Raw genomic sequence first — 21,219 nt, 5'->3', positions numbered from 1 at the left:
ATTGAAACTGGTCACCGCAATCATTAAACCATTCAAATTAGACGATGTACGTGAAGCTTTAACCCTGCTCAGCGTCCATGGCATGACAGTCACTGAAGTACGCGGTTTTGGCCGCCAAAAGGGCCATACGGAATTGTATCGTGGTGCTGAATATGCAGTGGACTTTTTACCTAAGATTAAACTCGAAGTTGCCATTCATTCCGATCAAGAAGATGCCGTTATTGATGCCATTATTGCTGCAGCCCATACGGGCAAAGTGGGTGATGGCAAAATCTTTGTGACTTCGTTAGAACAAGTGGTGCGCATTCGCACTTCGGAAGAAGGAGTTGATGCCCTATGATGCTAGTGAGCTTCAGACTCAGTATTAAATACCTATTGATATTATTCAGTATATTGGCGACGAATGCCGTCGCCGATGATGGTCAATTTAGCGCTGCAAATACGGCGTGGATCTTAAGCTCATCCGCATTAGTGTTATTGATGACCCTGCCAGGATTAGCGTTGTTTTACGGCGGTTTAGTTCGCAGTAAAAATGTGCTTTCAATATTGATGCAATGCTTCTCTATTGCCGCCCTAGTGTCAGTTTTATGGTTCGGGCTAGGTTATTCACTCGCATTCGACACAGGTAACAGTTTCATCGGTGGCTTAGACAAAGCACTACTGTCAGGTATTGGTCGCGATAGTCTTAGCGGGGATATTCCCGAGCCGCTGTTTATGCTATTTCAAATGACCTTTGCCATCATAACGCCAGCCTTAATCATCGGTGGTTTTGCCGAGCGAATGAAGTTTTCAGCTGTGCTTATCTTTTCAGGTGCTTGGTTATTACTGGTTTATGCGCCGATCACCCACTGGGTTTGGGGCGGTGGCTGGTTAGCACAGCTAGGACTGTATGATTTCGCGGGCGGAACCGTGGTGCATATCACCGCAGGGGTTGCTGCGCTCGTGGCCGCTAAAGTGCTAGGTCCACGCAAAGGATTTTTAAACTCGGCGATTATGCCGCACAACCTGACGATGACTGTCACAGGTGCGGGCATGCTGTGGGTGGGTTGGTTCGGTTTTAACGGTGGCAGTGCGCTCGGCGCTAATGGCACCGCAGCCATGGCGATTCTAGCCACTCATCTCGCCGCTTCTATGGGCGCGATGACATGGGCGGCAATTGAGTGGATTAAGTTTGGTAAACCCAGCGCCCTTGGCATAGTCACAGGCATGGTAGCGGGCTTAGGCACTATCACTCCCGCCTCTGGTTATGTTGGCCCAGCAGGCGCCTTAGTCATAGGTTTACTCGGTGGAATCGTGTGTTTTTACTCAACGGTTTATATCAAACAGAAACTTAAAATCGATGACTCCTTAGACGTTTTCCCCGTGCACGGTGTCGGCGGTATTCTTGGTACTCTTTTGGCAGGAGTCTTTAGCTCGACCCAATTAGGCGTTTTTAGCGGCTACGGTTTTGCGACTATGAACAACACTATGATAGACCAACTTGGGGTACAGATTATCGGGGTTGCAGCGACATTCACTTATACTGCGGTGGTCACTTGGTTGCTGTTTGTGATCATCCGTAAGCTACTTGGCGGCCTTCGCGTCAGCACAGAACAAGAAGTTAACGGCTTAGATTTATCGGAACACGAAGAAACGGGTTATAGCCTTTAATCAGAACCTCGAGCCAGAACCTTTAGTTAAGACAGTTCAATAGCCATAAGGGCACCAAGGCGCCCTGATGGCTGACTTACATCATGATGCTACTTTTTGAAATGTTCGACTAACCATAACTTTAAATCCGCCAGCTTCATCGGCTTAGCAAAGAGATAACCTTGTAAAAAATGGACTTGGCGACTGGTCAAATAGTCCGCCTGCTCCTGGGTTTCAACCCCTTCAGCCACCACCACATAATTCATCTTGTGGGAGAGCTCGATAATGGTATCGAGCACGTGGGAAGTCACAGAGTCCTGCCCTATGGTATCGATGAAGCATTTGTCGATTTTCAAGTAATCCAATGGCATGGTTTGTAACAAAGATAAGGTTGTTTGCCCAGTACCAAAGTCATCGATAGCCACTAAAATCCCCAACTGGCGTAAGCTTTCAATGCGCTGGCAAATATCCGGCGTTAATAATTGCCGTTCGGTGATTTCGATTAAAGGCTTAACGCCAATACGATCCAAAGAATCCCGCAGATGAATAAATTTCGACTCGATATCATCTTGGGTAAAATGCTCTGGCGCCACGTTGAACGCGACTCTAAAGCCCGATTCAACCTTCATATTAGCAAAATCTTTTAATGCCTTTTCGAAGATATAATTGGTCAATGGAACAATCAGCTTGCTCTCTTCGGCGATAGGAATAAACAAATCAGGCCGCACTAAGCCCATTTGTGGGTGCTGCCAACGCACTAATGCCTCGACTCCTTTGGCCTTGCCGTCCTCAGCACAGATCACAGGTTGATAAACCAAAAAGAACTCTTCGTTCTCTATCCCGCTACGAATATCATCAGCAAGGGAGTGACGAGATAACCGTGAATAGAGCACAAACAAGATAGAACCCGTAATCAAAATAATGCTAAAGGGTAATGAGATGGCAAAAAATATCCAAAAAAAATGCCTAAAAAAAGCAGGTGACATTTCTAGTAACACCGAAAAACGATGATCCTCAGAATCTAAAGTCATTACCTCATTTTTGATAAACTCGAGTGATTCAGGAATCGTTTTACCATTGATGGATAAAGCGACATTGATAACTGCGCTAGGAAACACATCGGGCTGTACAAAGGAATCTAATAAATATTGTCCTTCAATAATGACAGCAGCGCCGTGTTTAGATTTAGGGTCCCATTTAGATGACACTATCGCGGGCACCTCAGGCATAAAAGGCGTGCCCGTAATAATAAACTGGTTAGATATTTCAAGATTTTCGGTAGCACTAACAATGCTCAGGGGAGTATCAATATCACCGGTTTTAGAAGAGCAATAAACATGTTGTGAATCATATATTAAAGCCGAGCGAAAGTAGGGTTGGAACAACATATAGTTGTATAACTCTTGACACTCAGAATCCTTCAATGCCAATGCATAATGGCTGATTTCATTAGCATGGGACACCAAAGTATCAATATGACTCACATAAATAGCCCCCACACCTTTGACTTTATCTTCAACAAAATACTGTGCAGAGAGATAACTTGCGACAGCAGCAATTCCAATTGGAAACAATATGACTGCCAGCCATTGCCATAATGGCAGATTTAATTTTGCTAACTTTTTTCGCATATATCCTTAACTCGCACTGCGCTCGGTTAAAAATGGTATCAAAATCTATGGAGCAAGACGTGTGTATATTTGTATCTCAGCGAATGTTTGCTTGATATAAACACACTGAATCGAGTTCTATTTTAGTCTAAAAAACCAGCATACCTTCTATTAATTTAGTCTATTCCCACATCACCAAAATGGCGGCGATAGCGATTAAGACTAACCCTAGCATATCTTTTATCTTTACTTTTTCCTTCAGCCAAAAGGTGGCAATCAAGATCATAAAGAAAACTTCAACTTGACCTAAGGTTTTAACATAGGGCACAGCCTGCAACGACATAGCACTAAACCAACCGATAGAACCTAAACAACTGGCGATGCTTGTCAGTAAAGTCAACTTAGGTCGTTGCCATAATGCTATCAGCGTAAATTTATCCTTAAGCAACAAATAACTGACTAACAGCAAAGTTTGTAGGCCTATCACAAATAGCAACACCCAAGCTGCGCTATGGGGGAAACCAATATTCAAACATAAACTCGCTTCTCGTACCCAAAGCGATGTCAGCGCAAACGAAGTACCACAGGCTAAACCAATCAATACCGTATTGAGCGACAGACTTCGCAGGCCTTGTTTGGCACTCATGAGAAAAATTGCCACACCACCCAACAACACTCCCGACCAACCTAAAAGGGATAAATGCGTCCCAAAAAACACTGTGCCTAAGATCGCCGCGACCACAGCTTCACTCTTGGCTAGCCCAGCACCAACGGCAAAGTTCTGTTGCTTGAACAGTTTCACCATCAAGCCCGTCGCGAGAATTTGCATCGCCGATGCTCCGAGAATAAAACCGATAAAACGGTCGCTAAAATCGGGGATTCCGACATCCTGCCAAAGATATAAGCTCGCCAAATACACGGCGGCAATCGGCCCAGCCCAAATAAAACGCGCTAAGGTCACGCCCGCAACACTCACTTCTTTACTCAGCTGGCTTTGAAACGCATTACGCCAAGCCTGCATAAATGCCGCCAGCAAAGTGAGTAAGATCCACATAAAGGTATTCCGTAAAGAATCTGGTCGGCTATAAAAACAAGATTGTTAGGCAAAGCCCATCATAAAACATTAATGTTTCAGATAGCTACGGGGCTATACCAATCACATTCCTCGACTGAAAAACAAAAGCCCCGAACGAGTCGAGGCTTTGGGATTAAGTCACTAATTCATTAAGTCTTAGCTTGCGATTACTTACTGGTATCGATTGGCTCGAAGGATTTCACCAAATCGTCGATCGCTTTCATTTGCTTCAGATAATTTTCTAACTGATGTAAAGGCAGCGCACATGGGCCATCACACTTAGCGTTATCAGGATCGGGGTGCGCCTCAATGAATAGACCCGCTAAACCCAGCGCCATACCACTGCGCGCTAACTCGGTCGCCTGTGCACGACGTCCACCCGCTGAATCTGCACGACCACCAGGGCGCTGCAGCGCATGGGTCGCATCAAAAATCACTGGGTAGCCAGATTGCTTCATCTCATCCATGCCCAACATATCAACGACTAAGTTGTTATATCCAAAGCTTGAACCACGTTCACACAAGATGATCTCGTCATTACCCGCTTCGTTAAACTTAGTGATGATATGGCGCATTTCATGTGGTGCTAAAAACTGTGGCTTTTTCACATTGATAATAGCGCCAGTTTTTGCCATCGCAACAACCAAATCTGTCTGGCGAGCTAGAAATGCAGGTAACTGAATAATATCAACTACTTCTGCCACTGGCACACACTGATGCACTTCATGCACATCGGTGATCAAAGGTAAATTAAAGGTCTTTTTAATCTCTTCAAAAATCTTTAAGCCTTCCTCCATACCTGGACCGCGGTAAGAGTTGATCGAAGAACGATTCGCCTTATCAAAAGACGCCTTAAATATATAAGGGATCCCCAGCTTTTGAGTCACTTCGGCGTAGGTTTCAGCAATCGACATAGCGAGATCGCGAGACTCAAGCACGTTCATGCCACCAAACAACACGAAAGGTTTATCGTTGGCAATCTCGATTGAACCTAGGTTTATGATTTTATTACTCATCGCAACTTCTCTCTAAAATGCTGGAACCTTTCCCAGCGGTGAATAGGAGCTAAGGCGGTTATACCGCAACTAACTGTAAAATTTGACCACAAATCCATGCCATATAGGTTCCTAACGCATAACCTAATACGGCTAACAGTACGCCCACGGGTGCTAAAGCGGGGTGAAATGCCGCCGCAACTACAGGGGCTGACGCAGCGCCACCCACATTCGCTTGGCTGCCTACGGCCATATAAAATAACGGGGCTTTAATCAGCTTAGCCACCAGTAACATAAAGCTTGCGTGAACGATCATCCACACAATACCAATTAAAAAGTACAATGGCGTATCGAGCACCTTACTCACATCCATATGTAGACCAATGGTCGCAACTAAGATGTAAAGGAAGGCTGAAGCCACTTTTGATGCCCCCGCCGCCTCTAAATGACGCACTGGGCTGAATGACATCGCCAAACCAATCGTTGTGACTATCACCACTAGCCAGAAAAATTTAGAGGTTAAACTGTAATCTGCGGTCCAAGGATAGTTCACTTCAAAAAATGGCCCCAGAAAATCAGCGGCGATATGAGCAATACCTGTGATACCAAAGCCTACAGCGACAATCAGCATAAGATCGCGCAGATTAGGAATGCGTGCATTTTCAGCGTGATACTTTTCAACTTTATCTTTTAACGCTTCAATAGCAGAAGTATCTGCACCGGTTTTAGCATCGATCTCTTTCGCTTTTGAGGCAAGAAACAGCAGCACTGCCATCCAAATATTGGCGACTATCACATCGACTGTCACCATCACAGAGAAAATATTACCGCCCACGTCATAAATTTCTTTCATTGCAGCTTGGTTTGCGCCGCCACCAATCCAGCTCCCCGCTAAGGTCGTCATACCACGCCATACCGCATCGGGGCCATCGACCCCAATTAAAGAAGGTTCAATAACCGACACCAGCAACAAGGCGATAGGGCCGCCGATAACGATACCGACAGTGCCGGTTAAAAACATGATCAAAGCTTTCGGCCCTAAACTTAAAATGGCTTTTAAATCAACACTTAAAATCAATAAGACTAAACAAGCTGGCAGCAAATAACGGGATGCAACAAAATACAGTTGTGAGGTATTACCATCGATTACCCCAAAGGTATTCAATAACGATGGCAAGAAATAGCACAATAAAAGGGCGGGAATAAAACGATAAAACTTCTGCCAAAAAGGATGACTACTGCTACTGGTATAAAATACAAAACCTAGAATTGTCGCGAGTATTCCTAACGCCGTGGCATCGTTCGTCACTAAAGCCGTGCTTGTCATGCTAATTTCTCCCTGTCGATACAGTTATTATTTTTATTAGAGACTTAACTTTTAAGTCCCTGGGTCAAACTTCCATCTGCCCAGTGTTATTATTTTTGCGGATTGAATTCGTTAATAAAAGTTGAATAAATAAGAAGAGCCCCGAAAGGCTCTGCTTTAGTGATAAACCTCGGCGTGTTCGTTTAATTCTTTGAGCTGCATCTTCACTATCTCGATCACGGGATCGTGAGGACTATTATCAACAAAATGCTGCAGATCGGCGGCGGCCACATTAATACAACCCAACTGCTGTGCAATAAACGCCCGCTCACGATTCAAATGCACATCGTCAACATGCCATTGCAACAGCAGACTGCAACACTCCATCGCTGCCTCAAATTGATGCGACACTATGCAACCCGCCTTAAGCTCATGCAGCATACGCGTCAGCAGTTTTTTCACCGTTGCAGGCTTTAAGTAACTTGCCTTAAGTTCAGCAGCATTACCTAACTCGCCGCGCACTAACACGTGCAACTGGTGACGGGTGAGTTCCTTGCCCGTTAAAGGATCCAAATAACTCACTTCACCGCCAATCTTACAACGCAGCACTGTATTGCCAGGTAGCAATATGGGGTCGAGTTCAAGATCTAACTGCTTTGCCAGCAACATCAATACCGTCGCCAGCGTTGTACTATTACCTTGGCGACTAATTAAGCAAGTACCTAAATCAGCCGCCTCTGTACTGAAGTAGTTCTCACGAACACAAAAACCTAAATCCTCGTAAAACCAATGCAACAGCGCATTAAAACGCTGTTGTTGATCAACCAAGTAATGACTTAATACGGCTCCCGCCATTTCAAACCAAGCCCATTTAGCGGCTTCAAGTTTAGAAAATCCAAGGTGCGCACCTACATCCAATGCCGACTCGGGCAATGAAATGCCATCTTGCAGAGTGTAGTTACCCATTAACCCAATAATACCGCTTGTTTAAAATGAGCCAATTTAGCAGCATAAACCAACCAACCTATCGCGCCTAAGTAAGCAAACACTTTGAACAATTTGTTTCTATTCGCTTTTATGGCAATGGCGCCTAGGACAATGTAAGCAACTACAGCACCGATTTTTTCGGTCATCCAAGGATCCACAAAAGGAAATTGCTGGATCATAAAACACAAAGTTAAGCCCGACAGCAGTAGGAAAGTGTCGATAACATGGGGCGCTATCTTGAGCAGCTTCTTCTCCATCAGAGCCGATTGGCGAAGATGCAGGACAAAGCGCACGCTAAGCAGTAACACGCTCAACGCGATAAAGGTAAAATGCAGATGTTTAACCGCAGGATATAGACTGTAAAAAGTTTCCATTACGATACTTATGGCCAGTGACAAAGGCGCTAGTTTACCCTAATCCTTGGCGGCATACCAATGCCTATCAGCCTAGATATTCAGAGCTAACATCATAAAAAATCAAACGAGAAGTGACGATGAATTTAAGCTTAATTAATGATGAATCAACCGAGTTCGCCGACGCTGTAAAACAAAAAATTGTCGAGTTCAACCAAGTCCAATGGCAGGGGCTTAGCCGTAAAAATCTCGGACTCAAACTACAGGACTCCGAAGGTAAACTGTTAGCAGGGATCAGCGGTAAAACCTTCGGCAATTGGTTGTTAATCGATTATCTGTGGGTCGATGATTCTTTAAGACACCAAAGTATCGGCACGCACTTATTGTTAGCCGCAGAAAGCCAAGCAAAAGAACGCGGCTGCCAATTTGCCCTACTCGATACCTTAGATTTTCAAGCTAAGCCCTTTTATGAGCGCCACAACTATCGCGTGCAGTGGATACAACCAGCCTACCCAGAAACCGGCAGTAAATTCTTTATGGTAAAAGTCTTGTGATGTTTAAGGTAAGCGGTCATAACCGTACCCAATGCTTAGGCTACCATTTCTGATATCTGACTCAGACCGTTTCAATGAACTTGAGCTAATTGCGAGTGGTTAATGATTTGCGCACCTTTTACTCGCAAAGCTACAAACGGAAAAATAAGACATAGGACAGGCGTCCTCAGCCGAAGCAACCCAATTGAATTAAATCTTCAACCTAATCCGGTTTAAACACGCCGATCACAGCGCCGGTGGCTTTTTCAGTGACCTTTTCATCGGTTTGCTGTTCACGGTAGTCACACTCTGTGCATTCAACGGTTTCGATGCCGTTTTGTTTGTAGAGTAAAATGCTGTCTTTGGCGCTGCATTTTGGGCACTTAGCACCGGCTACGAAACGCTTTTTGATTTTAGTGTTTGTCATAATAGATAAAGGACCAGATAGCAGGGCCAAGGGACTCGGCCGAAGAAATTGGCGCTATTTTGCCACACTGATGATTGAATGCCAGTGTTACCTGAAAGTATGAGGCCTTAGGTCGATGTGATGCGATTCGCTGAAGATCGTCCTGAAAAGTCGAATAATTGTCCGAGTTATCGGGTCAGGCTGTGGTTTGAAACTGGGTTGTACGCTATTATCTGTGCCCTGACGAATTCACGTTCTAACCAAGTTGTAGTCAATGATCAGCATCAACCAAGCGCAATTAATCCGTGGCAGCAAAACCCTGCTAGATGAGACCTCTCTCACGATTTATCCCGGCCATAAGGTCGGTTTAGTCGGTGCTAACGGCACAGGCAAATCCTCACTGCTCGCATTAATTTTAGGTCACTTAAGCCTAGATAAAGGTGAATTTAGTCTGCCTTCTGGCTGGCAAATTGCCACTGTGGCCCAAGAAACCCCTGCGCTCGACGTCTCGGCACTGGAATATGTGATCGATGGCGATAACGAATATCGCCAATTAGAAGCCCTATTACACAAGGCCCAAGAAGAGAACGACGGCAATGCCATCGCGCTGTTACACGGCAAAATCGACGCTATCGGTGGTTATGCGATTCATTCGCGCGCGGGTTCATTGTTAGCGGGTCTGGGCTTTAGTGAAGCCGAGCAAAGCAATCCAGTGAAAAGCTTTTCGGGTGGTTGGCGTATGCGCCTAAACTTAGCCCAAGCGCTACTGTGCCGCTCTGACTTATTGCTCCTCGATGAACCCACCAACCACTTAGACTTAGATACCATGTACTGGCTCGAAGGTTGGATTAAGTCCTATCAAGGCACGCTGATTTTAATCAGCCATGATAGGGACTTTATCGATGAAATCGTTGATGAAATCGTCCACGTTGAAAATCAAAAACTCAATTTCTACAAAGGCAATTACAGTGCCTTTGAGCGCATTCGTGCCGAACGTATGTCGCAACAACAGGTTGCCTTTGAACGCCAACAAAAAGAACGTGCACACATGCAGTCCTTCGTTGACCGTTTCCGTTACAAGGCAAGTAAAGCCAAACAAGCGCAGAGCCGCTTAAAGGCACTAGAGCGCATGACTGAGTTGTTGCCGTCTCAAGCCGATAGCCCCTTTTATATGGAGTTTCGGGCTCCAGAAGCCCTGCCCAATCCACTGATTAAAATGGAACAAGTCGCGATCGGCTATGGCGATAAGCCCATCCTTAGCAAGGTGCATTTAAACTTAGTACCGGGTGCGCGCATTGGTTTGCTGGGCCGTAACGGCGCAGGTAAATCGACATTAATCAAGCTGTTATCGGGTCAATTATCACCAATGACAGGTTTGTATGAACCTAATCCTGGCGTTAATATTGGCTACTTTGCCCAGCATCAAATCGAATTTTTGCGCCTCGATGATACACCGATGCAGCATTTAGTGCGTCTGGCGCCCAATGCCAGAGAGCAAGAATTACGTAACTTCTTAGGCGGTTTTGGTTTTAACGGCGATATGGCGCTTTCACCTGTGCGCCCCTTTTCTGGCGGCGAGAAAGCCCGTTTAGTGTTAGCGCTATTAGTTTGGCAACGCCCTAACCTATTGCTGCTCGATGAACCCACCAACCATTTAGACTTAGAGATGCGCCACGCTCTGACGATGGCACTGCAAACCTTTGAAGGTGCTATGGTTGTCGTCTCGCATGATAGGCATTTACTGCGATTAACCTGTAGCGATTACTATCTGGTGGATCAAGGTGAAGTACGCGCCTTCGACGGCGACTTAGACGATTATCACCAATGGTTGCTCGATGCGGCGAAAGCCAACTCGAATCAAAACAGCACCAGCGACGAGATCAAACCTGCCGCCGATAAGAAGATACAGAAACGCCTCGAGGCCGAGATCCGCCAAAAGGTATCGCCGCTCAAGCGCAAACAAACTAAGTTAGAAACCGAGCAACAAAAGCTGAGCGAACGCCTCGCCGAGCTAGAACACTTGCTGGCCGATAGCGAATTGTATGATCAAGATAACAAAGCCAAGCTAACCTCGGTATTAACCGAGCGAACGAGCTTGACGCAAACCTTAGAAGACAGTGAAATGCAATGGCTCGAGTTGCAAGAAGAGATAGATGCAATGGAGCAAGAGGTCATGGAGCAACAATAACTCCAGCGTTCTTTTAAATAAAAGTCAGTAGCAGCGGCAATACAAGGAAATAGTATGGCGGTTTTAACCCAGTTCGACAGTCAACTCTGGCAATGGTGTGATATGAGCTATGCGCAAAACAAAGCGCTCTGTCTCGAATTGCAAAATAGCTGTCAGGTGAACGTCAATCTACTGCTACTGGCACAATATTTAGATATCACTATGGATGTGTCTGGGCCGCAGCAATACAGCACGGACCAATGGCAAACGCTGATGAATGCTGTGGGTGAATGGGATGAAAGGTTTCTCATGCCCTATCGCAAATTACGTAAACTCGCTAAGTCCAGCCTGAATGAACAAGAGTATCAGCAGATGCTCGCCGTTGAGCTGATGATGGAACGTAAAGCGCAACGAACCATCTTGAATAAACTCAATGAACTCAGCCCAAGCGGCCAAGCGACAAATCTAGTGAGCTACTTAAGCCTGTTTGGACTCAGTGACATTGACGCCAACGAAATCGGCCTCATTGCGCCCTGATCTCCCCCAAACAAATCACGTTAAATCAAGCACCGCCAAGTTAGCTCGATCAAATCAACGCAGTGATCATCTGATCCGCTAACGGCTTCGTGCTTGCGGATAGCGTTCACAGTCATCCTTAATCACCAACCAGTTCAGCTGACTCTCAGTATAAATATGGTACTTAGGCTGAACTTGGTTAGCATCGTCCAGACTCGCTATGCTCAAGGTCGAATAATCAGGATATTGAGTATGCCGGTAAGTTAACGATGTACCGCATTGGTCACAAAATCCACGGCGAATAAACTCGGACGATGCGAACTCAGTCACCTGACCTTTAAGCCAAATCACTTGGCTGAGTTTAAAATCCATCCAAGCCCCAAATGCAGAGCCCGTGCTTTTTTGGCACGAACGGCAGTGGCAATAATCCGCATCAAAGGGTTCACCTTCAATCTGATAACGAATCGCCCCGCATAAGCAACCACCTTCCCGTAATATGTTTTCAGACATTCACACCCCATCAAGCTTTATCAAGCTAAGCTGCATTTTGATAAGATAACATCACCCTTTACCGTCAGTGAGCTTCTGTGCGAGTGCGGTGGCATTACGTGCCGTGATGCCATAAATCGACAGCTGCGGGTTAGCACCAAGGCTGGTCGGAAAGATAGAACCGTCCATTACAGACAAGTTTTCTAAATAGTGCGACTGACCATAACTGTTCACCATAGAAAGCTTTTCATCTTCGCCGAAGGGACAACCGCCCATCACATGCGCCGATGCAACGATAGTGCGCAGTGGCGCGAGTGACATCTGCGCAATGCTCTCTTTGGCGTCTTTCCACGAGGACAAGTAAGGCATGCCATCGCTGATCGGCAACACTTTTAAGGCGCCCGCCGAGAATTGTAACTCCGCCATACTAGCAAAAGCGCGTCTCGCGGCCCGCCAAAAAGCATCGGTCAACGGATAATCTAAAGCAAAGCCCTTATCCGTTAAGTGTACTTCACCGCCTTGACTGTCGGGATGATAGCCATCGCGGATCAAAGCGATAGTTACTTGTAACTGATTGAATTGTGACATTAACTCAGCATGACTCGTACCATAACCTAAAGTTTTAGAGGCGATTAAAATCGGATGCACCGGCGGCACTTCGAGTTTATAACCCAACTCACCATCGGCGCCATTGTTCCACACAAACTCATCGGAATAGATAGATTGCGGCGCACCGCTATGGCCATTGATCGAATCGGCAAATACGCCGCCGGATAACAAAGTAGGATGTAAAAAGGTGCGTTTACCCAAAAGTTGGTGGGGATCGGGCACTTGCGAACGCATCAAAATCGTCGGTGTATGGATAGCACCCGCACTCAAGATATAATGTTTAGCCTTAAATAACAGCTCAACGTCAGTGGGTCGTAAATTCACATCCAACGCCTGCGCCTTTAACGCAAACACTTGGCCATTATGGTGCTCAATCTTAGTCACTTTAGCGCGACTGATCAGCTGCGCGCCTTTCTCAAGTGCCGCGGGAATAGTAGTGACTAACATAGATTGCTTCGCATTGACCGGACAACCCATGCCGCAATAGCCAGTATTCCAGCAACCCGCCACATTGCGTTTAATCACAGTGTATTCCCAGCCAAGATTGATACAACCTTGCTTCAGGGCGGCATTATTGCGATTAGGCTCATAATTCCATTCATGAATGTTGAGCCGTTGTTCCATTTGCTCAAACCAAGGATCTAAACTCTCGCGATTAAGCCCAGCAACCGATTTATGTTGCGCCCAAAAAGCTAACGCCTCGGTCGGAGTGCGGATTGAAGTGGTCCAGTTAACTGTGGTTGAGCCACCGACTGCGCGGCCCTGAAAAATTCCAATCGCCTTGTCGGCGGTTTTCATCGCCGCAGCTTGTTGATACAAGTTGGGATAAGCAACTCGCTCTTCCATATTAAAATCGCTGGAGGATTTTAGCGGTCCCGCCTCAATCATGATCACGCTCAGCCCTGCTTGGGTGAGGATTTCAGCCGCCACACCGCCGCCAGCACCTGTACCGACAATAATCACATCGGCTTCAAACTGCTGGTTTTCTTGCAATTGGCTCGCATCAGTGTGCAACCAACCAGAGTTTAAACCATTCACTATAGGATCTATGATTGCCAACTTGAGTGCTCCACTGTCGCGGGTAAGATGCTTATTATTCGGCGTTTGATTAGGTTAAAAATGGACTCGCTATTTGAACAGTTCAGGCTTGGCATAATGCAGGCGGCTCCAGTGCTCAGGACAAGCGTAGTAACTTGCCATCACTAATTCCCGCAATCCGAGATAAGCCGTTTGTAACAAAGCAAAATAACTGTGCCGCCAGGTTTCTAACATATCAGTTAACTCGGCGGGAGAGCGCATCAATAGCGGCGTCATGCTCGAGGTGAGTACCAGTAAACCAAGACGATTTTCGAGCATATCGAGCAGCTCAAACAATTCGGTCTGCTGCTCATCGGGTAACACAGCAATCGACTGTTTGATGGCATCTAAAGTGCGGTTTTGCGCCGCTAACTTATGAATGGCCACATCAGGCAAGGCGCCGTCGAGCATCACAGGCAAAAGCACGCTAAACAACAAACGATAATCTTTGCCTTCGCTATCCTCGGGCAAACTAAACTCAGGAGAATAGAGATTAACCCCTAAGGCTAACGCCGCCGTACCGGCAAACGCGCCCATAATAAAGGTTCGTCGCTTCATCTCTATCTCCTAATTATCAACCTAAATGTCGGCCTAAATATCAGCATAAAAAACAATTGTGCTACAATGGCCGCGAGTTTATACCCAAGCGACCTCAAAATACGAATTTCAGCATTTTGAGTTGGTTTGGGTATAAATTAAACACACGTTTTAATTTTCAGCAATAGCCGATACCAAGATAAACATCTATGCCAAATTCCTTTATGCCACCTTGGTGGGCCAAGAGCCCCCATATACAAACGATTTTACCCGTATTCACTAAAGTGGCCAAACCAGCATTACAGCGGCAGCGCTTAGAGTTACCCGATGGCGATTTTATCGATTTAGATTGGCAGGATGTTCCACAGTCTGGCAAACCGATCGTGGTGATCATCCACGGCTTAGAAGGAAGTGCTCAATCCCATTATGCGCGGCGGATACTGCAAGCCTGTAAGGAACAGCAACTCGCTGCCGTCGTGCATCATCACAGAAGTTGTTCGGGTGAGGCCAATCGCCTCGCCCGCAGTTATCACAGTGGCGATACGGACGATTTACAGTTTAGTCTATCGACACTGAAAAGCGCGTATCCGCAATCGCCCTTATTAGCCGTAGGTTACAGTTTAGGCGGCAATGTGCTGACTAAGTATCAAGGCGAATATCAGGATGATAGTTTATTAGCCCGCGCTGTGGTTGTCTCTGCGCCGCTGCAATTGTCAGCCTGTGCTAAACGCTTGGAAAATGGCTTTTCAAAGGTGTATCAAAGTTATTTAATCAAACAGTTGCAACAGAAGATAAGCCATAAACTGAATGATCCCGATTTAGCCATCTCTATGCCGCTAAGCCAGTTGCAGGTCGACCGTTTAAATACCTTCTATGATTTTGACGATAAAGTCACAGCGCCATTACACGGCTTTGACGGCGTCGACGATTACTATACGCGTGCCAGTGGCTTACCCTTTATCAGCCGTATAACTAAACCGACGCTCATCATACATGCTAAGGACGATCCCTTTATGACCGATGAAGTGATCCCCCAATCGAGTCAATTGTCGGGCTATGTGGAATACGAACTGCATCCCTATGGCGGCCATGTCGGCTTTATTGAAGGCGGTACACCTTGGAAACCGCGCTTCTACCTTGAGCGACGGATTTTACACTTTTTACTCGGCGATCAAAGTGTTGACCCACTTAGCGTAGACCCAATCAACGGCGACAATATTACCCAAGGAAACACCGATGCTCATTCCCTATGAAACCCTGTTACAACTCCCCAAGGAAACGCTCGCCAATGTGATCCGCGAATATCTCTTCGGTCAAGTGGAGGATGGCAGCTTTGCCAGTCTCGATGAACAGGAGCTTGCTCAGGCGATAGTCCAATGTCAACAAGCACTTAAACAAGGTAAGCTGAAATTAGAGTACAGTGAAGATGATGAATCCTTCGCGATACGTTCAGCGGAACAAATAGCACAGCAGCAAGATTGACCAGTCCTACCTCTGTACCGTATAAATAGTACTCGCGTTTTTATCGCTTCCCCATAAGCGGCTCTTTTGGTTCCTAGCTAGGTAGAAAAAATGTCAGCAAAACATCCCATTATTGCAGTTACAGGCTCATCAGGCGCGGGAACCACCACGACGACCACCGCCTTTAGCCATATTTTTCGCCAACTCGGGATCAACGCCGCCTTTGTCGAAGGCGACAGTTTTCATCATTTTACCCGCGCCGAAATGGAAGTCATGATCCGCAAATCCCAAGCTGAAAATCGCAATCTTAGCTATTTTGGCCCAGAGGCTAATAACTTTGCTCGTTTAGAGCAATGCTTTCGCGATTACAGCACCACAGGCCAAGGTGAAACCCGCAGCTATTTACATACCTTCGATGAGGCAGTGCCTTTTAACCAGATGCCCGGCACTTTTACTCAATGGCGACCACTACCTGAAAATACCGATATGCTCTACTACGAAGGCTTACATGGCGGCGTAGTTACTGGTGATGCCAATGTCGCCCAGCATGTGGACTTGCTGATCGGCATGGTGCCCATAGTCAACTTAGAGTGGATCCAAAAAATTATCCGCGATACTTCGGAACGTGGTCACAGCCGTGAAAAAGTCATGGGCTCGATTGTGCGCAGTATGGATGATTATATTAAGCACATGACGCCGCAGTTCTCCCGCACTCACATTAACTTTCAGCGAGTACCGACGGTCGATACTTCTAACCCATTTAGTGCCAAAGATATTCCGAGCTTAGATGAGAGCTTTGTGGTGATCCGCTTCCGCGGTATCAATAATGTCGACTTCCCCTATTACCTCAATATGATCCAAGGTTCATTTATGTCACGGGTCAACACACTCGTCGTCCCCGGCGGCAAAATGTCGCTGGCGATGGAGCTGATCCTAACGCCTTTGATTAAAGATTTGATGGAAAAACGTCAACAACTTAATACCCCAGAGGCGAACTGAAACCTTGAGGATTTACGGGTAAGTTTGACTAAAGGCTAAGGAAATAAAGTCTTTTTTTGCAATGGATTAAGTTTTATTTAAGCCACTAGCGCTAATCTTGTCGGCATCGGGATTTCAGGCGAAAGAACGATAGTTGGCATACTCTTGGGAGTTAATTCCCCCATCTTGATCTGTTGATTTCCTTGAGTATGTCAGCAACCTTTTTAACGAAACTATATAAGTTAATTCCGCATCCATGCTTGATCTCTTGATTCCCTTGAGTATGTCAGCAACCTTTTATGAAGAATGAATTCCACATCTATGATTGATCTGTTGATTCCCTCGAATATGTCAGCAACCTTTTTAACGAAACTATATAAGTTAATTCCGCATCCATGCTTGATATATTGATTACCTTAAGTATGTCAGCAACCTTATCTTAAACTCTAAATCTTCAGAGTTAATTCCACATCCATACTTGATCTGTTGATTTCCTTGAGTATGTCAGCAACCTTATATGAAGAATAAATTCCACATCTATGCTTGATCTGTTGATTCCCTCGAATATGCCAGCAACCTTATCTTAAACTCTAAATCTTCAGAGTTCATTCCACATTCATACTTGATCTCTTGATTCCATTGAGTATGTCAGCAACCTCTCAGAAAATAGGTTCTAGGCTTTAGATTCTAGGAAAACAGAACGTTCGTAAACTCACTCATAGAACGCTGCACTTACCGAAAGGGCAAAGCCTGTTCCGTAAATCGTGAGTCACAAAGTGACGTTCTGTAGCAGTTTGCTGCATGCCGTTATCCGTAGCCGCAACGCGACGCGACGTTCTAGCAGTTGCGAAGCAACGCCCTAGCAGACCAAAGACCGTCCTAGATTTTTATACATCACCATGCACTCTAAGGCTATTCCTCTGGGCGAACAGTAGATAGATTCCTCCTCTAAACCCTCACCACCAAAACCACAGTGGCGATAGAAATCCACCGCATTTAAAGTTGATTCTAATCTGAGCTGGGCAATCCCCTGATTAAAAGCCATAGTTTCAATAAATTGCAGCAGCACTTTACCAACTCCTAACCCCATAGCATTGGGGGAAACAAACAAGGCTTCTAACTGGGCATAGGGTTCATCCAACATGGCAGTGCCGACCACAGTCTTAAGCTGCGACTCGTCAGAGGACAACTCTGCCACATAAAAATGTGCATCGACGATACGGCTAAATTGCTCGGTCAGTTCGCCCTCGGTCCAAATCACCAGATCGCCCGCATCATAAAATCCAGCGCAGCCCTTATTGATCGCCGCATTGCGGATATCCCAGCAGGCCTGAGCATCCGCTTTCGTTGCTTTTCGTATAGTTATCATCATGTTTCCCTATTAAAAATGCTCAGCCATAACATGCCATGAAGCCGCTAAAACGCCAAGTAAACGAGTGTTCTCATCTTTCAACCAATAAAAAACCGCCCGTAGGCGGTTTTAATCAAAGCTACAGAATCTTAATGGATCTTAGCTAACATATCTGATTTAGTCTTAGCGCTTGGCTTAGCCTTTAATCAATTCACTAATGGTCAATACGCCGTGGGTTGTTGCACCCGCGCCCCACATGGCAGAAGCTGAATCTTCAAAAGCGCCTGCTAAATCAACGTGTAACCATTTAGCTTCGGGTGACACGAAACGCCATAAGAAACCAGCAGCATTAGAAGCACCACCTGCACCACCGCCTTTCATTGCGCGGCTGTTGGCGGTGTCAGCATAGGCAGATGGACACATTTCTTTGTGCCAAGGATCCAGCGGCAGCGGCCATACGCGCTCGGCAACGCTAGTGGCTTTTTGCTGGGCCAGTTGCAACACATCCGCCTGTGGCGAGAAAATCGCGTTGTAGTTAGAACCCACTGCCATCACAGCGGCGCCTGTAAGGGTCGCTGCATCGATAATAAAAGGTGCGCCTGTCGCAGAAGCAGCTTGTAGGCCATCGGCCAACACTAAGCGCCCTTCCGCATCCGTGTTCACCACTTCAACTGTTACACCATTTTTGTAGGTCAGAATGTCACCTAACTTATAGGCGCGACCGCTGATCAAGTTTTCAGCACAACATAAGAAGAGTTTAACGCGTTTGTTGAGGCCAGATTTGATCGCTAAACCAAGTGCTGCAGTCACAGTCGCCGCGCCGCCCATATCGCATTTCATGCCTAACATGCCTTCAGAGGCTTTGATGCTGTAGCCGCCAGAATCAAAGGTAATCCCTTTACCCACAAGCGCCACAGACACAGGTGCATCGGCGGCTAATGGGTTGAAGTCTAACTCTAACATTGCCGGTGGACGCTCACTGCCGCGACCGACGGCATGGATACCAATCCACTGTTCTTCCAGCAGCGCTTCACCTTCGATAATCCGATAACTCACCTTGTCGCCACCAACCTCAGCCAACCATTTTGCGGCTTGCTGGGCGAGTTTCACTGGCGACAGGTTCTCAGGCGTATCGTTGATCAGTTGACGGGCAAAAGTCGCCACATCGAGTCGACGTTGCAATTCTGCTTGCACTGACTCATCACCACACCAATGGATTTGATAGCCTGGTTTTGCCGTCGCGAAACCTTGGGCAAACACCCACTGGCTATTGAGGTCCCAAAACTGCCCAGCTAATTCCACACAGCTAATACCTTGATTGCGCAGTTTACGGGCCGCCATTTGAATTTGACGCAGCTCATCGCCACCCGCTAAATGAATTTGCGCACCGTCGGCAGTATAAGTCACATCAGCCTTGCCCCAGTGCGCGGCGGGTGCTTCTTTGGTTAATTGCACTTTCATCAATTCAGTTACTTTTAGTTCACTCATTAGGGATCCTTATTTTTCGATTCGTTTTAGAACAATCAATCAGCAATCAGAACAAACTTTATGGCGGCAGTTTACTGCTAGCAGGCGATGACGCAAAGCGATTGGCTGAAGTTACTCAGGTAAAATCTGTAAACATTTGCGAAATTTGCTAGGCTTTGCGACCTAGAACAGCCGAGATAGGTATACCTATGGAATTTACACCGCCACTACAACAGGGCATTTTATTGCGCCGCTATAAGCGTTTTCTGGCCGATGTGCAGCTAAGCGATGGCAGTGAGATCACCCTACATTGCCCCAATACCGGCTCTATGCGTAATTGCCTGTATCCCGGTGAAACCGTATGGTTTTCTACCTCTGATAACCCTAAACGTAAGTACGCCCATACATGGGAACTGATGACCACGCCAGATGCTGGCTTAATCGGGATCCACTCGGGTCAGGCGAACACCTTAGCCGAAGAAGCCATCAATAAAGATATCATCAAGGAGCTCGCGGGTTATGATAGCCTCAGCCGTGAAGTCAAATACGGTGATGAAAATAGTCGCATCGATATCCTGCTACAGGGTGCTCAAAAACCCGCCTGTTATATAGAAGTCAAAAGTTGTACTTTGCTCGAGGATGGCCAAGGTTATTTTCCCGATGCTGTGAGCCTACGCGGTCAAAAACATTTACGTGAATTGATGCTCATGGTGAGTCAAGGCTATCGAGCCGTATTGCTATTTGTGGTGCAGCATAGTGAAATATTCAGTGTTGCCCCCGCAGCACATATCGACCCTGAATATGCTAAGTTACTGAAAATGGCTGTGTTAGCCGGCGTTGAAGTGCTAGCCTATCGCTGTAAAATCTCCCCTACAGAGATTCACCTAGCCCAAGCCTGCGATGTACGAGTATGATGTTAAGGCTGAGTTAAATTTGATTTCATTTGAATTAGCGAACATAGTCAAAAAATTCAATCAAAGCAGAATGAAAAGTTTGCCTCGATGTGAAGATTCTGCTATAGATAGCGGCCGTTCTTAAGGACGCCCTACAAACGCAAATGATTACAGGAGATGCGTTATGCCTGAAGGCACCAAAAAACTTGGCGTACTCGCTATCGCAGGTGTAAATCCTTACCAGGAAAAGCCGGGTGAGGAGTATATGAACGCTAAGCAACTGGGTCACTTCAAGACAATTCTTGAAGCTTGGCGCAATCAGTTGCGTGAAGAGGTCGACCGTACTCTTAGCCACATGCAGGACGAAGCCGCAAACTTTCCCGATCCTGTTGACCGTGCAGCACAAGAAGAAGAGTTCAGCCTCGAACTTCGTGCTCGCGATAGAGAACGTAAGCTGATCAAAAAAATCGAAAAAACACTGCAAAAAATTGAAGAAGACGATTTCGGCTTCTGTGATTCTTGCGGTATCGAAATCGGCATCCGCCGTCTCGAAGCGCGTCCAACAGCCGATCAATGCATCGACTGTAAAACGCTTGCAGAGATCAAAGAGAAACAAATGGCTGGTTAATCAAGCATACTGGGCGGGGATTTCCCCGCCTATTTGTTTCTAGCAACTCGTAAACTCGACGAGCTTAAGCCAAGCTCACTCCAATTTACCCCGATTCGCTTTTCTCTTAGCATCCCTCTAAAATACATCCACTTTTACCGTCGCGACTTTAA

The 21,219-nt window shown here is 46.3% G+C and carries 22 protein-coding genes; 10 read left to right on the top strand and 12 right to left on the bottom strand.

Annotated features, from left to right (window positions below):
- Position 1: 1 nt before the first annotated feature.
- Both L5L91_RS11770 and L5L91_RS11765 read left to right on the top strand, forming a co-directional pair.
- Positions 2-340 carry a P-II family nitrogen regulator gene (locus L5L91_RS11770; RefSeq protein ID WP_263236633.1) on the top strand — a complete coding sequence of 113 codons (339 nt, stop codon included), beginning with the start codon at positions 2-4 and terminating at the stop codon, positions 338-340.
- Complete coding sequence (locus L5L91_RS11765) at positions 337-1,650, top strand: ammonium transporter (protein ID WP_263236631.1); 1,314 nt, start codon at positions 337-339, stop codon at positions 1,648-1,650. Before L5L91_RS11770 ends, L5L91_RS11765 begins: the two co-directional genes overlap by 4 nt.
- An 89-nt stretch (positions 1,651-1,739) precedes the next feature.
- Here the strand turns inward: L5L91_RS11765 and L5L91_RS11760 are convergent, their stop codons facing one another.
- From L5L91_RS11760 to L5L91_RS11735, 6 genes are all read right to left on the bottom strand, one after another.
- The gene (locus tag L5L91_RS11760; protein ID WP_173246690.1) at positions 1,740-3,260 is read right to left on the bottom strand and encodes an EAL domain-containing protein; all 1,521 of its coding nucleotides are present in this window, start codon (positions 3,258-3,260) and stop codon (positions 1,740-1,742) included.
- 160 nt (positions 3,261-3,420) lie between these two features.
- Entirely contained in the window at positions 3,421-4,293 is an 873-nt protein-coding gene (locus L5L91_RS11755) for a DMT family transporter (RefSeq protein ID WP_105250143.1), read from the bottom strand.
- A 188-nt stretch (positions 4,294-4,481) separates the two neighbouring features.
- Positions 4,482-5,330 carry a 3-deoxy-8-phosphooctulonate synthase gene (kdsA, locus tag L5L91_RS11750; RefSeq protein ID WP_113939761.1) on the bottom strand — a complete coding sequence of 283 codons (849 nt, stop codon included), beginning with the start codon at positions 5,328-5,330 and terminating at the stop codon, positions 4,482-4,484.
- Positions 5,331-5,388: 58 nt separating this feature from the next.
- Positions 5,389-6,636, bottom strand: a complete 1,248-nt coding sequence (locus tag L5L91_RS11745) for a DUF819 domain-containing protein (RefSeq protein WP_105250145.1) — start codon at positions 6,634-6,636, stop codon at positions 5,389-5,391.
- Positions 6,637-6,792: 156 nt separating this feature from the next.
- Positions 6,793-7,581 carry a SirB1 family protein gene (locus L5L91_RS11740; RefSeq protein WP_113939759.1) on the bottom strand — a complete coding sequence of 263 codons (789 nt, stop codon included), beginning with the start codon at positions 7,579-7,581 and terminating at the stop codon, positions 6,793-6,795.
- Entirely contained in the window at positions 7,581-7,976 is a 396-nt protein-coding gene (locus L5L91_RS11735) for a SirB2 family protein (protein WP_263167584.1), read from the bottom strand. Before L5L91_RS11735 ends, L5L91_RS11740 begins: the two co-directional genes overlap by 1 nt.
- A 119-nt stretch (positions 7,977-8,095) precedes the next feature.
- Here L5L91_RS11735 and L5L91_RS11730 point away from each other — a divergent pair, with 119 nt between their 5' ends.
- Entirely contained in the window at positions 8,096-8,509 is a 414-nt protein-coding gene (locus tag L5L91_RS11730; RefSeq protein ID WP_263179467.1) for a GNAT family N-acetyltransferase, read from the top strand.
- 202 nt (positions 8,510-8,711) lie between these two features.
- On the opposite strand, the gene L5L91_RS11725 is transcribed toward L5L91_RS11730, so the two are convergent.
- Positions 8,712-8,915: a YheV family putative zinc ribbon protein gene (locus L5L91_RS11725; protein ID WP_263183047.1), complete on the bottom strand. Its 204-nt coding sequence runs from the start codon at positions 8,913-8,915 to the stop codon at positions 8,712-8,714.
- Positions 8,916-9,168: 253 nt separating this feature from the next.
- On the opposite strand from L5L91_RS11725, the gene L5L91_RS11720 reads away from it, so the two are divergent.
- Positions 9,169-11,082 carry an ABC transporter ATP-binding protein gene (locus tag L5L91_RS11720; RefSeq protein WP_263236627.1) on the top strand — a complete coding sequence of 638 codons (1,914 nt, stop codon included), beginning with the start codon at positions 9,169-9,171 and terminating at the stop codon, positions 11,080-11,082.
- A 54-nt stretch (positions 11,083-11,136) separates the two neighbouring features.
- Positions 11,137-11,598 (top strand): TIGR02444 family protein, encoded by a 462-nt coding sequence (locus L5L91_RS11715; protein WP_113939753.1) that lies wholly within the window; start codon positions 11,137-11,139, stop codon positions 11,596-11,598.
- Positions 11,599-11,676: 78 nt separating this feature from the next.
- Here L5L91_RS11715 and L5L91_RS11710 read toward each other — a convergent pair whose 3' ends face one another.
- The 3 genes from L5L91_RS11710 to L5L91_RS11700 form a co-directional block, all read right to left on the bottom strand.
- Positions 11,677-12,087, bottom strand: coding sequence for a GFA family protein (locus tag L5L91_RS11710; protein ID WP_263236624.1), 411 nt, complete (start codon positions 12,085-12,087; stop codon positions 11,677-11,679).
- Positions 12,088-12,138: 51 nt separating this feature from the next.
- Positions 12,139-13,734 carry a GMC family oxidoreductase gene (locus L5L91_RS11705; protein ID WP_131525357.1) on the bottom strand — a complete coding sequence of 532 codons (1,596 nt, stop codon included), beginning with the start codon at positions 13,732-13,734 and terminating at the stop codon, positions 12,139-12,141.
- Between the two features lie 69 nt (positions 13,735-13,803).
- On the bottom strand, positions 13,804-14,310 hold the full coding sequence (locus tag L5L91_RS11700) for a TAT leader-containing periplasmic protein (protein ID WP_105251529.1): 507 nt from the start codon (positions 14,308-14,310) through the stop codon (positions 13,804-13,806).
- A 188-nt stretch (positions 14,311-14,498) separates the two neighbouring features.
- Between L5L91_RS11700 and L5L91_RS11695 the strand changes: the two genes are divergently transcribed.
- The 3 genes from L5L91_RS11695 (at position 14,499) to L5L91_RS11685 (ending at position 16,749) form a co-directional block, all read left to right on the top strand.
- Positions 14,499-15,542 (top strand): hydrolase, encoded by a 1,044-nt coding sequence (locus L5L91_RS11695; RefSeq protein WP_263236620.1) that lies wholly within the window; start codon positions 14,499-14,501, stop codon positions 15,540-15,542.
- Positions 15,526-15,771, top strand: a complete 246-nt coding sequence (locus L5L91_RS11690; RefSeq protein WP_173246707.1) for a YheU family protein — start codon at positions 15,526-15,528, stop codon at positions 15,769-15,771. The genes L5L91_RS11695 and L5L91_RS11690 overlap by 17 nt, the downstream gene beginning before the upstream one ends.
- 90 nt (positions 15,772-15,861) lie before the next feature.
- Positions 15,862-16,749, top strand: a complete 888-nt coding sequence (locus L5L91_RS11685; protein ID WP_011847692.1) for a phosphoribulokinase — start codon at positions 15,862-15,864, stop codon at positions 16,747-16,749.
- An 838-nt stretch (positions 16,750-17,587) separates the two neighbouring features.
- Here L5L91_RS11685 and L5L91_RS11680 read toward each other — a convergent pair.
- Together L5L91_RS11680 and pepB are read right to left on the bottom strand one after the other, a co-directional pair.
- Positions 17,588-18,097: a GNAT family N-acetyltransferase gene (locus L5L91_RS11680; protein ID WP_263236617.1), complete on the bottom strand. Its 510-nt coding sequence runs from the start codon at positions 18,095-18,097 to the stop codon at positions 17,588-17,590.
- 177 nt (positions 18,098-18,274) lie between these two features.
- The gene (gene pepB / locus L5L91_RS11675; RefSeq protein WP_263236614.1) at positions 18,275-19,567 is read right to left on the bottom strand and encodes an aminopeptidase PepB; all 1,293 of its coding nucleotides are present in this window, start codon (positions 19,565-19,567) and stop codon (positions 18,275-18,277) included.
- Between the two features lie 188 nt (positions 19,568-19,755).
- On the opposite strand from pepB, the gene sfsA reads away from it, so the two are divergent.
- Together sfsA and dksA are read left to right on the top strand one after the other, a co-directional pair.
- Positions 19,756-20,460, top strand: a complete 705-nt coding sequence (gene sfsA, locus L5L91_RS11670; protein WP_263236612.1) for a DNA/RNA nuclease SfsA — start codon at positions 19,756-19,758, stop codon at positions 20,458-20,460.
- A 163-nt stretch (positions 20,461-20,623) separates the two neighbouring features.
- Positions 20,624-21,067, top strand: coding sequence for an RNA polymerase-binding protein DksA (gene dksA, locus L5L91_RS11665; RefSeq protein ID WP_006082967.1), 444 nt, complete (start codon positions 20,624-20,626; stop codon positions 21,065-21,067).
- The last annotated feature ends 152 nt before the right edge of the window (positions 21,068-21,219 follow it).

Source organism: Shewanella sp. SM55 (assembly GCF_025654025.1).
In the GTDB taxonomy this organism is placed as follows: Bacteria; Pseudomonadota; Gammaproteobacteria; order Enterobacterales; family Shewanellaceae; genus Shewanella; species Shewanella oncorhynchi.
Note: the sequence above shows the minus strand (reverse complement) of the source record. Positions and strands in the feature narration are given on the sequence as shown.